Origin of the sequence: Pseudomonas sp. ICMP 8385, from assembly GCF_002699915.1 — a bacterium.
Taxonomy (GTDB): domain Bacteria; phylum Pseudomonadota; class Gammaproteobacteria; order Pseudomonadales; family Pseudomonadaceae; genus Aquipseudomonas; species Aquipseudomonas gessardii.
The window spans coordinates 298,644-312,085 of sequence record NZ_LKBY01000102.1 but is presented as its reverse complement, the minus strand read 5'-3'; the positions used below and the strand labels follow the sequence as shown (position 1 = coordinate 312,085).

12 protein-coding genes are annotated in these 13,442 nt (G+C 63.2%); 8 read left to right on the top strand and 4 right to left on the bottom strand.

What is annotated here, in order from left to right; genetic code table 11:
• Positions 1–164 precede the first annotated feature (164 nt).
• The gene (locus tag AO268_RS17150) at positions 165–1,769 is read right to left on the bottom strand and encodes an alkaline phosphatase family protein (RefSeq protein ID WP_099169352.1); all 1,605 of its coding nucleotides are present in this window, start codon (positions 1,767–1,769) and stop codon (positions 165–167) included.
• Positions 1,770–1,930: 161 nt separating this feature from the next.
• Positions 1,931–2,875, bottom strand: a complete 945-nt coding sequence (locus AO268_RS17145; protein ID WP_099169351.1) for a LysR family transcriptional regulator — start codon at positions 2,873–2,875, stop codon at positions 1,931–1,933.
• A 155-nt stretch (positions 2,876–3,030) separates the two neighbouring features.
• Here AO268_RS17145 and AO268_RS17140 point away from each other — a divergent pair, with 155 nt between their 5' ends.
• Entirely contained in the window at positions 3,031–5,379 is a 2,349-nt protein-coding gene (locus AO268_RS17140; RefSeq protein ID WP_099169350.1) for a TonB-dependent receptor, read from the top strand.
• Here the strand turns inward: AO268_RS17140 and AO268_RS17135 are convergent.
• Together AO268_RS17135 and AO268_RS17130 are read right to left on the bottom strand one after the other, a co-directional pair.
• Entirely contained in the window at positions 5,376–6,548 is a 1,173-nt protein-coding gene (locus AO268_RS17135; protein ID WP_099169349.1) for a CynX/NimT family MFS transporter, read from the bottom strand. The two genes, AO268_RS17140 and AO268_RS17135, sit on opposite strands and share 4 nt — an antisense overlap.
• Positions 6,535–6,996: a nucleoside deaminase gene (locus AO268_RS17130; RefSeq protein ID WP_099169348.1), complete on the bottom strand. Its 462-nt coding sequence runs from the start codon at positions 6,994–6,996 to the stop codon at positions 6,535–6,537. The genes AO268_RS17135 and AO268_RS17130 overlap by 14 nt, the downstream gene beginning before the upstream one ends.
• A gap of 104 nt (positions 6,997–7,100) precedes the next feature.
• Here AO268_RS17130 and AO268_RS17125 point away from each other — a divergent pair, with 104 nt between their 5' ends.
• From AO268_RS17125 to AO268_RS17095, 7 genes are all read left to right on the top strand, one after another.
• Positions 7,101–7,952 (top strand): LysR family transcriptional regulator, encoded by an 852-nt coding sequence (locus AO268_RS17125; protein ID WP_099169347.1) that lies wholly within the window; start codon positions 7,101–7,103, stop codon positions 7,950–7,952.
• Between the two features lie 238 nt (positions 7,953–8,190).
• On the top strand, positions 8,191–8,988 hold the full coding sequence (locus tag AO268_RS17120) for an energy transducer TonB (RefSeq protein ID WP_099169346.1): 798 nt from the start codon (positions 8,191–8,193) through the stop codon (positions 8,986–8,988).
• 42 nt (positions 8,989–9,030) lie between these two features.
• Entirely contained in the window at positions 9,031–9,756 is a 726-nt protein-coding gene (locus AO268_RS17115) for a MotA/TolQ/ExbB proton channel family protein (RefSeq protein WP_099169345.1), read from the top strand.
• Position 9,757: 1 nt separating this feature from the next.
• Positions 9,758–10,159 carry an ExbD/TolR family protein gene (locus tag AO268_RS17110; RefSeq protein WP_032856552.1) on the top strand — a complete coding sequence of 134 codons (402 nt, stop codon included), beginning with the start codon at positions 9,758–9,760 and terminating at the stop codon, positions 10,157–10,159.
• Positions 10,160–10,472: 313 nt separating this feature from the next.
• The gene (locus AO268_RS17105) at positions 10,473–11,054 is read left to right on the top strand and encodes an alpha/beta hydrolase (RefSeq protein WP_076962039.1); all 582 of its coding nucleotides are present in this window, start codon (positions 10,473–10,475) and stop codon (positions 11,052–11,054) included.
• 50 nt (positions 11,055–11,104) lie between these two features.
• The gene (locus AO268_RS17100; protein ID WP_076962040.1) at positions 11,105–12,031 is read left to right on the top strand and encodes a sigma 54-interacting transcriptional regulator; all 927 of its coding nucleotides are present in this window, start codon (positions 11,105–11,107) and stop codon (positions 12,029–12,031) included.
• Positions 12,032–12,181: 150 nt separating this feature from the next.
• Entirely contained in the window at positions 12,182–12,964 is a 783-nt protein-coding gene (locus AO268_RS17095; RefSeq protein WP_099169344.1) for a MetQ/NlpA family ABC transporter substrate-binding protein, read from the top strand.
• Positions 12,965–13,442 lie beyond the last annotated feature (478 nt).

The window sequence follows — 13,442 nt, the reverse complement described above, 5'->3', positions numbered from 1 at the left end:
CCCCAGGGTGGTCAAGCCTAGGCCGGTCAAATACCCCAAAAAGAAAGCGGGAGGGCTTAACTGACTGGCATTAGGGCTTGCCCGCGATAGCGGTATGTCAGTTAACAACGGTGTTGGCTGATCCACCGCTATCGCGGGCAAGCCCGCTCCCACAGGGGGGGTGTTTACCAGACGCCGATCTGCACCACCTTTTCCGCTTCTGGCTCTCCATACCGAAACCGTTGGCCCCGGAGCTCAATCTCCGCGTGGCTGATGGTGGTCCTGCGTTTCAAGCCCCGCAACCACTCGAACAGATAGCCCTGATGCACTTCGCGCACCGGGGCATACGCCGGATCAGCGCCCAAATCGTGCAGTTCCTGGGGGTCGTTTTCCAGGTCGAACAACTGCGCGCGAAAGCCGTCATAGGCCAGGTATTTCCAGCGTTCGCTGCGCACCATGGTCATGCGGCACCGGTCGATCGGCTGCGCCAGGCGCTCGCGGGCCGGGGCCTGGAAGGCGTAGTCGTATTCGGCGATGGCGTAGCGGCGCCAGTCCGTCTCTAGGCCATGCAACAGCGGGATCAGCGAGCGGCCTTCCAGGCGGTGCTCGGCGGTGGGCAAGCCCAGGGCCTCCAGGAATGTGGGCAGGGCGTCGATGGTTTCCACCAGGCGCGCGTCCACCGTGCCCCGGCTGATATCGGCAGCGGCCCGCGGGTCGCGGACAATCAGCGGAACGCCCACCGCCGGTTCCAGCAAAAACTCTTTTTCGCCCAGGTGGTGATCGCCGAGGAAGTCACCATGGTCGCTGGTGAACACAATCAGCGTGTCATCCCAGCGGCCAGTGTTGTGCAGCACATCGAACAGCCGGCCGAGCTGGTCATCCACCTGCTTGATCAGGCCCATATAGGTGGGAATCACCCGTAGCCGTACCTCGTCGCGGGAAAAATTCAGGCTCTCCTGGTGTTGGCGGAAGGCCTGGTACACCGGGTGATCACTGGCCTGCCCGGGCTCGGCGCGAATAGGCGCCTGCACCTGATCGGCACCATACAGCGCGTGATACGGCGCGGGCGCGATATACGGCCAGTGCGGCTTGATATACGACAGGTGCAGGCACCAGGGTTGCGCGCCTTGTTCGTGGATAAAGTCGATGGCGCGGTCGGTGGTGTAGACCGTTTCTGAATGCGCCTCGGCCACCCGCGCCGGCAAGTGGGCGTTGCGCATGTGCCAGCCACTGAGGATTTCCCCGTCTTGGCCGGCGGCGGCATTGGCCCAGGTATGCCAGGGGTTGGTGCCGGCATAACCCTGTTCGCGCAGGTAGTGGGTGTAGGGCGCCGACTCGCGTTTGTCTGCAAACAGTGGGCTGTCGGGGAAGATGCCGTCATGGCGAACATACGCCTCGAAACCGACCTCGTTGAGTGGCTGCGCTTGCGCGCTGTCGGGGTCGATCTCCAGGCGTTGCAGGGCGTCGAGATTGGGCGTGGCGTGGGTCTTGCCCACCAGCGCGGTGCGGATGCCATGGGGGCGCAGGTAGTCGCCGAGGGTCAGCTCTTCCAGGGGCAGCGGCACCGCGTTCCACGCCACCTGATGACTGCTGACATAGCGCCCGGTATAGGCCGACATGCGCGACGGCCCGCAGATCGTGCCCTGGGTGTAGGCGCGGCTGAAACGCACACCGGCGGCGGCCAGGCGGTCGATATTGGGCGTGTGCAGATGGGCGTGGCCGTAGCAGGACAGGTAATCGCGACGCAGTTGGTCGCACATGATGTAGAGCACGTTGCGTACAGGGGGCATGAGGGTTTACCGAACGGGGAACAGGCGGTGTTTTTCGCCGGTGAAGCGGGGGTGAGGCAAGTGCATTTGGGGAATGAGGTTTATGCAGTCGGTGCATGGTCAGCTCCCACATTGGAATGCGATCAACCTGTGGGAGCTGGCTTGCCTGCGATAGCGGTGGATCAGACCGCAACATTCTCCAGCGCACACACCTGGTCATCCTGCTCATCCACCGCCTTGATCTGCTCGATCATCGCCTGCGCCAGCGGCGACAACCGATACCCCGCCCGGCTGACGATGCCATAGCGGGTGTAACGCTCCTCCAGGTCCTCGGCCAGGCCGTCGATCGTCAAGCACACCAAGTCGCCCCGGGCCATGTGCAGCACGTCGCTGTTGGCGCTGACAATACCGATGGCGTCGGAACGCAGCACCACCCCCAGCAGGCTGTAGCCGTTCTCGCACTCCACGTTGGGCGTGTAGTCGGGCCGGCCGCTGAGGTCGACGATGACCTTGCGCAGGTTCGGCGGGCGGATGGTCACGGCCAGCGGGTAGCTCATCAGCTCGGTGGCGCTGACGCTTTCGCGCTGGGCCAACGGGTGCCCGTTGCGGCAGCAAAAGTGCCATTTGCGTGGGCGCAGGCGGTGGGTCTGGTAGTCGGGGTTGGCCTCGAAGTGGCGGGTGTCGGCGACGAAAAACTCGAACTCCTCACTGAGCAGGCGCTTGCCCAGGCTTTGCCAGTCATCCACCTGGAACTGCACGCGGGCCTTGGGGTAGCGCCCGATAAAACTGCCGATCGCCCGGGGGATCAACCCGGCGGCCGGGGCCGGGCCGCAGCCAAAGCGCAGCTCGCCGGCTTCCAGGCCGTTGAACTGGCTGATCTCGTTGGCCAACTGCTGCGCGCCGCTGACCAGGCGCCGCGCATGTTCCAGCAGCACCTGGCCTTGCTTGGTCGGGGCCAGGTCCTTGCGCCCGCGATCCACCAGTTGGCAGCCGGCACTGTGTTCCAGGGCCTGGATGCTACGGCTGAAGGCCGATTGCGACAGGTTCACGGTGCTCGCGGCCGCGACAAAACTGCGCTGTTCGGCGAGGGCGATGAAGTGACGGAGCTGGCGCAAATCGATATGCATTTTTCACATTAAAAATATCGGGGAAATGCATTGGCTATGCATTAGGTCGACTCCTTATAAAGGCTATCTCTTATGCAGTAAATGCTTTTAAAAACATAAATAAATAACTTTATAGAATATGTGGTTGTGCATATTCCGCGATACCGGAGCCGCTTATGAGTGTGTCGAAGCCCGCTGTACCGTCCTCTCCCTGGCGGCTCAAGCGCCTGCCCCTGGCGCTGTTGCTGGCGGGCAGTGCCAGTTGGTCGCCGAGCCAGGCCGCCGACACGCCCGCCCCGGTGCCCAAGGGCGAAAGCGCCAGCGGGCAACTGGAGACAGTCACCGTGACCGCCCGCCGCCGCACCGAAAGCGCCCAGGCAGTGCCCACGCCCATGAGCGTGATCGGCGGCCAGGCCCTGGAGAGCCAGCGGGTCTACCGGATCCAGGATTTGCAGCAACTGGTGCCCAGCGTCAACGTCGCCTACATGCATGCGCGCCAGTCCAGCGTGTCGATTCGCGGCCTGGGCAACAATCCGGCCAGCGATGGCCTGGAAGGCAGTGTCGGGTTGTATATCGACAACGTGTACCTCGGGCGCCCAGGCATGGCGGTGTTCGACCTGATGGACATCGAGCAGCTTGAGGTCTTGCGCGGCCCGCAAGGCACGCTGTTTGGCAAGAACACCACGGCCGGGGTGATCAATATCAGCACCCGCGCGCCCAGTTTCACCCCGGAGCGCAGCATCGAGACCTCGCTGGGCGAAGACGGTTATTTCCAGACCAAGGGTACGATTTCCGGGCCGCTCACCGATGAGCTGGCCGGGCGCTTTTCGGCCTATCGCACCCGCAGCGACGGCGATATCCAGAACCAATACAACGGCCACGACCTCAACGGCGGTTCACGCCAGGGCTTTCGCGGGCAACTGCTGTACAAGCCCAGCGAGGCGTTCAACCTGCGCTGGATCGGCGACTACAACGAAGAAGACTCCAGCGCCGGCACCCGCGTGCTGTACAGCACCGGCCCGACCATCAATGGCACCAACCTCTACCAATCGCGGGCGGATGCGGCCGGGGCGACCCTGGTCAACGGCTCCCACCGCAAGGTCAACCTGGACAACGACCAGCGTGTCACGGTGTTCCAGGGCGGCACCTCGTTGGAGGCCAACTGGACCCTGCCCAGTGACTTTACCCTGACCTCGGTCAGCGCCTATCGCTGGTGGAATTTCACCCCGCGCAACGACGACGGCCTTAACGTGCCGGCCTCGTATAACGCTGGTGTGTCGGTGGAAGATAAACAGTGGTCCCAGGAGTTTCGCCTGGCCTCGCCTACCGGTGGGTTCTTCGATTACGTGGTGGGCGCTTACTACTTTGGCTCCGACCTGGACAACAAATCCTTCGCCTATTACGGGCCCCAGGCCGATATCTGGAATGGCACGCCCGCGGGGGCCTTGAGCAATGTCAGCAGTGTCGGCAACGGGCATATCCGCACCGACAGTTTTGCCCTGTTCGCCCAGGGCACCTGGCACCTGACCGAACGCCTGGATTTCACCGCCGGCCTGCGCGGCACCTATGAAGAAAAAAGCGCCTCGGTCAGCCGCAACGCGCCGCAAGGTGGCGCAACGGTGACGGGCGCGGCAGCGACCGCACGCCGTGGCCGTGCCGGAGCCTACGATTCCGGCGATCTCAACCAGTACAGCACCAGCCCTTCTGGCCTGCTCAACCTCAGCTACCGCTTCAGCGATGACGTGCTCGGCTATGCGACCTTGTCCCACGGTGAGAAATCCGGCGGGGTCAACCTGACGGTGGGCTCTGCCCCGACCGCTGGCGCCGACTCGCTGTTGATCGGCACCGAGCGCGCCAACAACGCCGAGTTGGGCTTTAAGAGCACGCTGTGGGACCGTCGCCTGCAACTCAACGCCAACCTGTTCTGGACCCAGGTCAACGGCTATCAGACCAATGCCTACGACTATGGCAACCGCGTGCAGTACCTGACCAACGCCGGCTCCGTGCGCTCGCGTGGGGTGGAGCTGGAAAGCACCCTGGTGCCGATCCGTGGCCTGACGCTGAACATCAACGGCTCGTTCAACGATGTGCGCTACCTGTCGTACAAAGATGCGCCATGCCCACCGGAAGTCAGCCTGCGCCCGGGTGCGCCGGCCTCGTGCGACCTCAGCGGGCACCCGGTGGTGGGCGCCTCGAAATGGATTGCCAACGCCAACGGCGAATACAAGTGGAACCTGGATAACGGTTTGGAGCCCTACGTCACCGCCAGCTATGCCTACCGCTCCAAGGCGGTGGGCACGGTCGAGGATTCGGATTACGGGCAGATCCCCGGCTACGCGGTGGTCAACCTGTCCACCGGCCTGCGCGGCGACTTCCAGCAGGGCCAGTGGGACGTGTCGCTATGGCTGAAAAACGCCTTCGACAAAACCTACTACACCACCCTGTGGACGGGCGGCAACGGTGGCTATGAAGGGCTGCTGGGCACCCCGCGCACGCTGGGGGTGACCGGGCGCTACGACTTCTAGCCAGGGACGGTGGCGCTGCGGTAGGTGGCCGGGCTGAAGACCCGGGTCACCACCAGCATTGCGATCACCGTCACGCTCAGCACCACCCAGGCGCTGACAAAGCTGCCAGTGAGTTCACGCAGCCAGCCGGTCATCCACGGCGATACGGCATTGATCAAAAAGCCCACGCCCTGCACGAAGGCCGCCAGTTGCCCGGCTTCCCGTGGGTCGCGGCGATGGTCCAGGGTCAACAGCAGGCTCAGGGCAAAACACGCCCCCAGGCCGAAGCCGATCAGCGCCACCCACAGGTGCGGGTAGTGCAGCGGCGCCAGCAGCAGGCCGAGGTAGCCCACGGTCTGGGCCAGTAGGCTGATGGTCAGCAAGGGCCGGCGGTCGATACCGCGTTGCGCCAGCGCCGGCATCAACAGCGCGGCGATCACCTGGAAAATCGTCATGAACGCCAGCAGCGAGCCGCTGGGCAGCACGCCCCAACCCAGTTGCTGGTAGTACGCCGGCAGCCACGCCACCATGCTCATATACCCGCAGTTCACCAGGCCGAAATACAGCGCCAGCAACCAGGCGCGGCGGTTGCGCAGGCCCTGGAGCGGCGCGGTCACCTGCCGGTTCTTCGCCGCGCCCAACGGCAGCCACGCCCACAGCAGCAACGCGCCGAGCGCCGGCAGCAGCCAGATACCAAGGCCGGCCTGCCAGTGCTGGAAATGGCTGGCCACCAGGGGGCTGAGCAGCGCCGCCAAGCCCCCGCCGCCCATCAACGACGCCGAATACACCCCCATCGCCAGTGGCACCCGGTGGTGGAACTGGCGCTTGATCATCGCCGGCACCAGCGCCTGGATCAGCGCTACCCCGGCGCCGCCCAGCAACGCCGTGGCCAGCAGTGCCGGTGCCTGGCCCAGCAGCCAGCGCACCAGGCACGCCAGCAGGATCATCAGCAAGCCCAGGGCAATCCCACGTCGCTCGCCCAGCTGTGCCTCGACACGGATGCCCACCAGCGCCACCAGCCCCATGCACACCACCGGCAGGCTGGTGAGCAAGGCACTGCTCTGGAAACTCAGGCCGGTGGCCAGGCGGATTTCCCCGAGCAGCGGGCTGATCGAGCTGAGGATCGGCCGCAGGTTGAGGCCCAGCACCACCAGCAGGCCCCAGCCGGCGAGGGATTTATTCAGGGTCATGCAGGGTCTTCCATTGACGGTAAAGGGCTTGCATGGCCGGCACCGGCAAGTGCTCGACGGGCAGTTGCTGGGCGCTCAGCACCAGGCCCATCTGCTGGTAAATCGCTGCGGTCGACAGGCCAAAAGGCGCGGCCAGTTCATTGCTCGCGGCAAACACCACGCGGGATACGCCGCACATATACATCGCGCCCAGGCACATCGGGCACGGCTGGCCGCTGGCGTAGATCACACAGCCTTCAAGGCGTGGGCCCAGTTGCTCGCTGGCGCGGCGAATGGCGAGCATCTCGGCGTGGGCAGTGGGATCCTGGTCGAGGTGGATCTGGTTGACCGCTTCCACCAACACCTCGCCGTGCTTGACCAGGACGGCGCCAAACGGCCGTCCGCCCCGGGCCACGTTGTCCTGCGCCAGGGCCACGGCGCGTTGCAGATGCCGCTGATCGTCAGTCATGGAAAATCTCCCGTCTTGGTGAGCGCGGAGTATGGCCACCGACTGGGGTATTCTGAAATTAAATATAACCATGCCAACCAGTGGCAAACACGATGGTAATGCCCATGTTCGATCCCGTGCTGTTGCGCAGTTTTGTCGCCGTTGTCGATTGCGCGAATTTCACCCGCGCCGCCGAGCGCCTACACCTCACTCAATCCACGGTCAGCCAGCAATTGCGCCGTCTGGAAGACAGTGTCGGCTGCCGCTTACTCGACCGCGACCAGCGCCGGGTGGTGGCGACGGTCGAGGGTGAGCGCCTGCTGGCCTATGCACGGCGCATCCTGGCCCTGCACGAAGAAGCCGCCGATGTGCTGATCAACCAGCAGAGCGATGGCGTGCTGCGCCTGGGCGTGCCCGAGGACTTCGCCGCCGAGCGCTTGATGCCGTTGCTGTCGGCGTTTGTCGTGGCCTATCCACGGGTACGCCTGGAGGTCACCAGCGGCTTGGGGCCGGCGTTGCTACGCCAGTATCGCGGCGGCGAATTCGATGTGCTGCTGGTCAAGCAGATGGGCGACAGCGACGACTGCCTGGCCTCCTGGCCGGAGCCGTTGTGCTGGGTCGACAGCCGCCACATGCCGGCCCTGGGCCGCGACCCATTGCCCTTGGTGGCATTCCCGGTGGGCGGCCTGTACCGCAATGAAATGCTCCAGCACCTGGAGGTCGGTGGCTGGCGCTGGCGCATTGGCTATTCCAGCGCGAGCCTGGCCAGTGTGTGCTCGGCGGTGGCGGCGGGGTTGGGCATCAGCCTGTTGCCTGCGCGGGTGGTGCAGGCCGGGCATGTGGTCTTGGGCGCCGACAGCGGTTTGCCCGCAGTGCAGGGCGTGCGGCTGGCGCTGTATGGGCGCCATGGGATGGGGGCGGCGGGGCAGGGCCTGCTGCGCCAGTTGTGGGATTTATGCGAGGCCAACCCACGCTGAGCCATGCCTTTGCGGAATATTTTGCATGCGCGCAAAGCATCCTGATGTTGCCCCTCGCCGCCAGGCCCCGTGGGGCGTGACGTTGGCCGATCCGCTGATTTTCAATATTTCTGTTTGATCTATGTATAACTTTAAAGATTACTTTAAGAGATAAGCGTCTACCCCCGATGATTCAGCTCTCGACGGTCGCCCCACAGGCCCGTCGGTTTTTTCGCTGAAGACAGCAGGGAGTGAATCAATGGGCAATGTCCAGACCGCCGCCAGTGCACCTGAGGCGCTGTGGCGCCAGGCACCGAGTGGTGAGTTGGTCGACCTTGGCCGGCCGCACCGCGCGCCCTTGGGGCAGTTGCGTTTGCAGAAAACCCCCAAGGGGATCTTGAGCCGCCGTGAAGGCCTGTTATTGGGCCTGTTGGCGCTGGCGCTGCATGGCGCGGTGATCTACTGGGTCAGCCAGAAACCGCTGCCGCTGCTGCCGATTGTGCCGCCGGAAATTCCACCGATGACCATCGAGTTTTCCCAGCCGGCGCCGCCGGTGGTGGAGCCGCCGCCGCCCGTACCGCCGCCGCCTGCGGTTGTGGAACCACCGCCACCGGTCGTGGATGAGTTGGCCGCCAAGCCGGCGCCACCCAAGCCGATCCCAAAACCCAAGCCCAAACCTGTGCCCAAGCCCGAACCCAAGCCGGTGCCCAAAGCCGTTGAGCAGCCGCCTGCGCCACCCCAGCCGGCACCGCCAGCCCCACCAGCGCCGGCACCGGTGACGCCTGCTTCGGCCAACGCCGCGTACCTGAAGAACCCGGCGCCCGAGTACCCGTCACTGGCCCAGCGCCGTGGCTGGGAAGGCACGGTGTTGTTGCGCGTGCAGGTATTGGCCAGCGGCAAGCCCGGTGAAATCCAGGTGCAGAAGAGTAGCGGTCGCCAGCCACTCGACGACGCCGCACTCAGCGCCGTGAAGCGCTGGAGCTTCGTGCCCGCCAAGCAGGGCGACGTGGCCCAGGATGGCTGGGTCAGCGTACCCATCGATTTCAAGATTCATTGAGCCTTTGCTCGACACTCTATCGCTTACACCGAGGACCGCATCATGACGTTACTGGCATCTCCACTTGAATCCATCGAAAGCGCGGTGATCTGGCTGCTGTTGGTGTTTTCCGTCGCCACCTGGGGCCTGGCCCTGCTCAAGGGCGTGCAATTCGGCCGCCTCAAGGCCCAGGATCGCAAGTTCCACAAACAGTTCTGGGCGGCGTCGAGCCTCGATTCGGCCGCCGAACTGAGCGAAACCCACCCCGGCGCCGCCGCCCGCGTGGCCCAGGCCGGTTATGCCGCGATCCAGGTCGGCGAGGCATCCCATGCCGCCGACTTGAGCCAGGCGATCAACCACCAGGACCGCCTCGAACGTGCCCTGCGCCAGCAGATCGTGCGTGAGCGGCGCTCCCTGGAAACCGGCCTGGCCGTGGTTGCGAGTATCGGCAGCACCTCGCCCTTTATCGGCCTGTTCGGCACGGTGTGGGGGATCATGGAAGCCTTGAAAGGCATCAGCGCCGCCGGCTCCGCCAGCCTCGAAACCGTGGCCGGCCCTATCGGCGCGGCGCTGGTCGCGACCGGTGTGGGGATCGCCGTGGCCGTACCGGCGGTGCTGGTCTACAACTACTTCCTGCGCCGCCTGAAACTGACGGCTGCCGACCTGGATGACTTCGCCCATGACTTCTACAGCCTGGCGCAGAAAAACTCATTCCGTGTGCTGGTCCACCCGACGCTGCACAAAAACGCCGCCCAGGGCAGTGCGCAAAAAGTGAAGGAGGCGTCCTGATATGGCCTTCTCCACCCAAGACAGCGACGAGGTACTCAGTGAGATCAACGTCACGCCCCTGGTGGACGTGATGCTGGTCCTGCTGGTGGTGTTTATCGTCACCGCCCCGCTGTTGACCAACGCGATCCCGATCAACCTGCCCAAGACCGAAGCTGTGGCCCCGGTGGAGCAGAAAGACCCGCTGGTGGTGAGCATCGACGGCGCCGGCAAAGTGTTTATCAACAAGGATGAAATCCAGCCGGACCTGCTGGAATTCAACCTGCAGGCCGCCAAGGCCAAGGACCCCCAGGTGCGGGTGCAACTGCAAGCGGATGACGGCGTGAACTATGGCGAAGTGGCGCGGGCCATGGCGTCGATTGAGCGGGCGGGGATTACCAAGCTGTCGGTGATTACCGCGCGTTAGTGTCAACAGCCTCGACAATTTTTGGGCCGTCTCCTTGGCAGGGTGCGGCCTTTTTTTGCCTGGGATTTAAGCCTCACGCCCAACCCCATATGGAATTGGGTTTGTGTGGGAGCGGGCTTGCCCGCGATGGCGCAGTGTCAGTCAGCATATGTATTGGCTGAGACACCGCTATCGCGGGCAAGCCCGCTCCCACATTTTGATCTTCATTAATTTGATTTTTTGGTTATTAATAAATAGCTTCTTATTCCTTAACGAATATATGCCCCATCCTTATACTGGTCAGCAACGTTAAACGCTGCAGGAGGGCACACCCATGCACAGCGAGTTGATCCGTTACCTGATCGTGCCGGGCTGGCAAGGATCGCCAGAAGATCATTGGCAAACCCATTGGCAGAACAGCCTGCCCAACAGCGCCCGCGTGGAGCAAGCCGACTGGTTGACCCCGCGCCGCGAAGACTGGGTGGCAGCCTTGGCTGAAGCTATTGCGGCCGACAGCACCCCGGTGATCCTGATCGCCCACAGCTTGGGCTGCATCACCGTGGCGCACTGGGCGGCCAGCGCGCCGTTGCAGTTCCTGCGCCAGGTGCGCGGGGCCTTGCTGGTGGCCCCGGCAGACGTCGAGCGCCCGGCGTGTGCGCCGGCGTTGCGCAACTTTGCGCCGATTCCCCGCGACCTGTTGCCGTTTCCCAGCCAGGTCGTCAGCTCCGACAACGACAGTGCGATCAGCGCCCCGCGGGCCCTGGAACTGGCGCGTAACTGGGGGGCTGAAGCCGGGGTTCTCGCAGGCGCCGGGCATATCAACGTGAAGTCCGGCCACCGACGTTGGGAGCAGGGTTTCGCCTACCTCTATCGCCTGCAAAACCGTCTGGAGCATCACTCCCGGCGCCGCGCCTAATACCTTTTCAACGCCCCGTCCCTTGAGTGGAATTGGGGCGGGAGCCTGCCATGAGCCTGCATGAAACCTTCGGCCAGCCATTGCTGACCTTCCCCGACGCCGAAAAAAGCCCCCTGAGCATCCGTGCCAAGGCGCTGGTGTTTGTCGACCCCCGCTCCCGGCAACTGCGCGAAGACCTCGAAAGCCTGGCCCCGCGCGCCTTGCCCGTATTGATTCGCGGCGAAACCGGCAGCGGCAAGGAGTTGCTGGCGCGCCATATCCATCGTGGCAGTGACCGCAGCGGCCTGTTTGTGTCGGTCAACTGCGGTGCGATCAGCCCCACTTATGCCGATGCCGAACTGTTCGGCTATGCCGCCGGCAGCCACAGCGGCGCGGCCAGCAGCCGGGCCGGTTGGTTTGGCTCGGCCAACGGCGGCACCTTGTACCTCGATGAGATCGGCGACTTGCCGTTGCCGATCCAGATCAAGCTGCTCGCCGCCCTGGAAAACCATGAAGTCACCCGCGTCGGCGCCCATCAGCCGAGCCCGGTGGATGTGCGCCTGGTGGCCGCCACCAGCATCGACCTGGCCCAGGCCGTGGCCGTGGGTAAATTCCACGAGCGCCTGTTCCATTACCTCAACGAAGGCCAGTTGGAACTGCCGGCGCTGCGCGAACGGGTGGGCGACATCCTGTCTTTGGCCGAGTACTTCCTGGGCATCTACAGCCAGCGTCTGGGCCTGCCGGTGCCGTTGATCAGCGAGGAGGCGCAGCGGCTGCTGGAGCAACACAGTTGGCCGGGCAATACGCGGGAGCTGGAGAACGTGATCCACTTTGCGCTGTTGGTCAGCAGTGGTGATGAGATCCTGCCGGAGCACTTGAACCTGCCGGTGGCGTCGGTGGTGCAGATCGCGCACCAGGCGCGGCAGATCCTGAGCAGTGGCAACGAAGTCGAACGCGCAGCGTTGACGCGTCTGTTTCAGGGCTTGGGCGCTGTATGAGCAAAATGGAATATCAAAGTGAATAAAAGGTATTGTTCGGGAATAAAAAATATCGGTATTGTCCCTTTTACGCCGCGATGGCACATCGCTGGCACCCCCATAAGAAAGCGGCCGTCACCGACGACCCGGATTTTCGATTAAGGACACTGCATGAAAAAGGTTCTGTTGTTCACCGCCCTGGCGGCGGCCCTGACTGCCGGTATCGCTCAAGCCAACGAAAAACTGGTGATCGCGGCCACGCCGGTGCCCCACGCCGAGATCCTTGAGCTGATCAAGCCGACCCTGGCCAAAGAAGGCGTGGACCTGGAAATCAAGGTCTTCACCGACTATGTGCAGCCGAACGTGCAAGTGGCCGAGAAGCGCCTGGATGCCAACTACTTCCAGACCCTGCCGTACCTGGAAAACTTCAACAAGGGTAAAGGCACCAACCTGGTCACCGTGGTTGGTGTGCACGTTGAACCGTTTGGCGGCTACTCGAAAAAGATCAAGAAAATCGAAGACCTGAAAGATGGCGCCACCGTTGCCATCCCTAACGAAGGCTCCAACAGCGGCCGCGCCCTGTTGCTGCTGCAAAAGGCCGGTGTGATCACCCTCAAAGACCCGAAAAACGCCCTGGCCACACCAAAAGACATCGCCAGCAACCCGAAGAACCTGAAGTTCAAGGAACTGGAGTCGGCCTTGCTGCCACGCGTCCTCGACCAGGTTGACCTGGACCTGATCAACACCAACTACGCCCTGGAAGCCGGCCTGAACCCGGCCAAGGATGCGCTGATCATTGAATCGTCCGATTCGCCGTACGTGAACTTCCTGGTGGCCCGTCCAGACAACAAAGACAGCGCCGCCATCCAGAAACTGTCCAAGGCCCTGACCAGCCCTGAAGTCAAAGCCTTCATCGAGCAGAAGTACAAAGGCGCGGTGGTGCCGGCGTTCTGATTTGCCAAACCCCCTTCAAGAAATGTGGGAGCTGAGCTTGTGTGGGAGCTGGCTTGCCTGCGATGCAGACACCTCGGTTTATCAGTATTACCGAGGTGATGCTATCGCAGGCAAGCCAGCTCCCACACAAGCCTGCTCCCACATTGGGTTGGTGTTATGCCTATTAACCCCGGCTGTTGACCCCCCGCCGCAACGCCACCAGCCATTTCACCAAGTCCTGCGGATCAATCGGTTTCGCCTCGTTCATCTGTCATTCCCTCGTTGGTTAAATGGCCCTCAGTCTGGCCATGCGCTGTCCTTCCTTGTTGTTCAGCGCTGAAAAAAGACCCTTCCTACGCACCCCAGAACAATAGCTGTCACCTGCGATCCCTGCGAATCCAGAGGTTAGTTTTTTGGGTGATATCAATATGCTATTTAGGTATTTAAATTTTTGTTTTTATACCTTTAAAGTCAGCGCTTGCCGGCGTTACCCACGCTG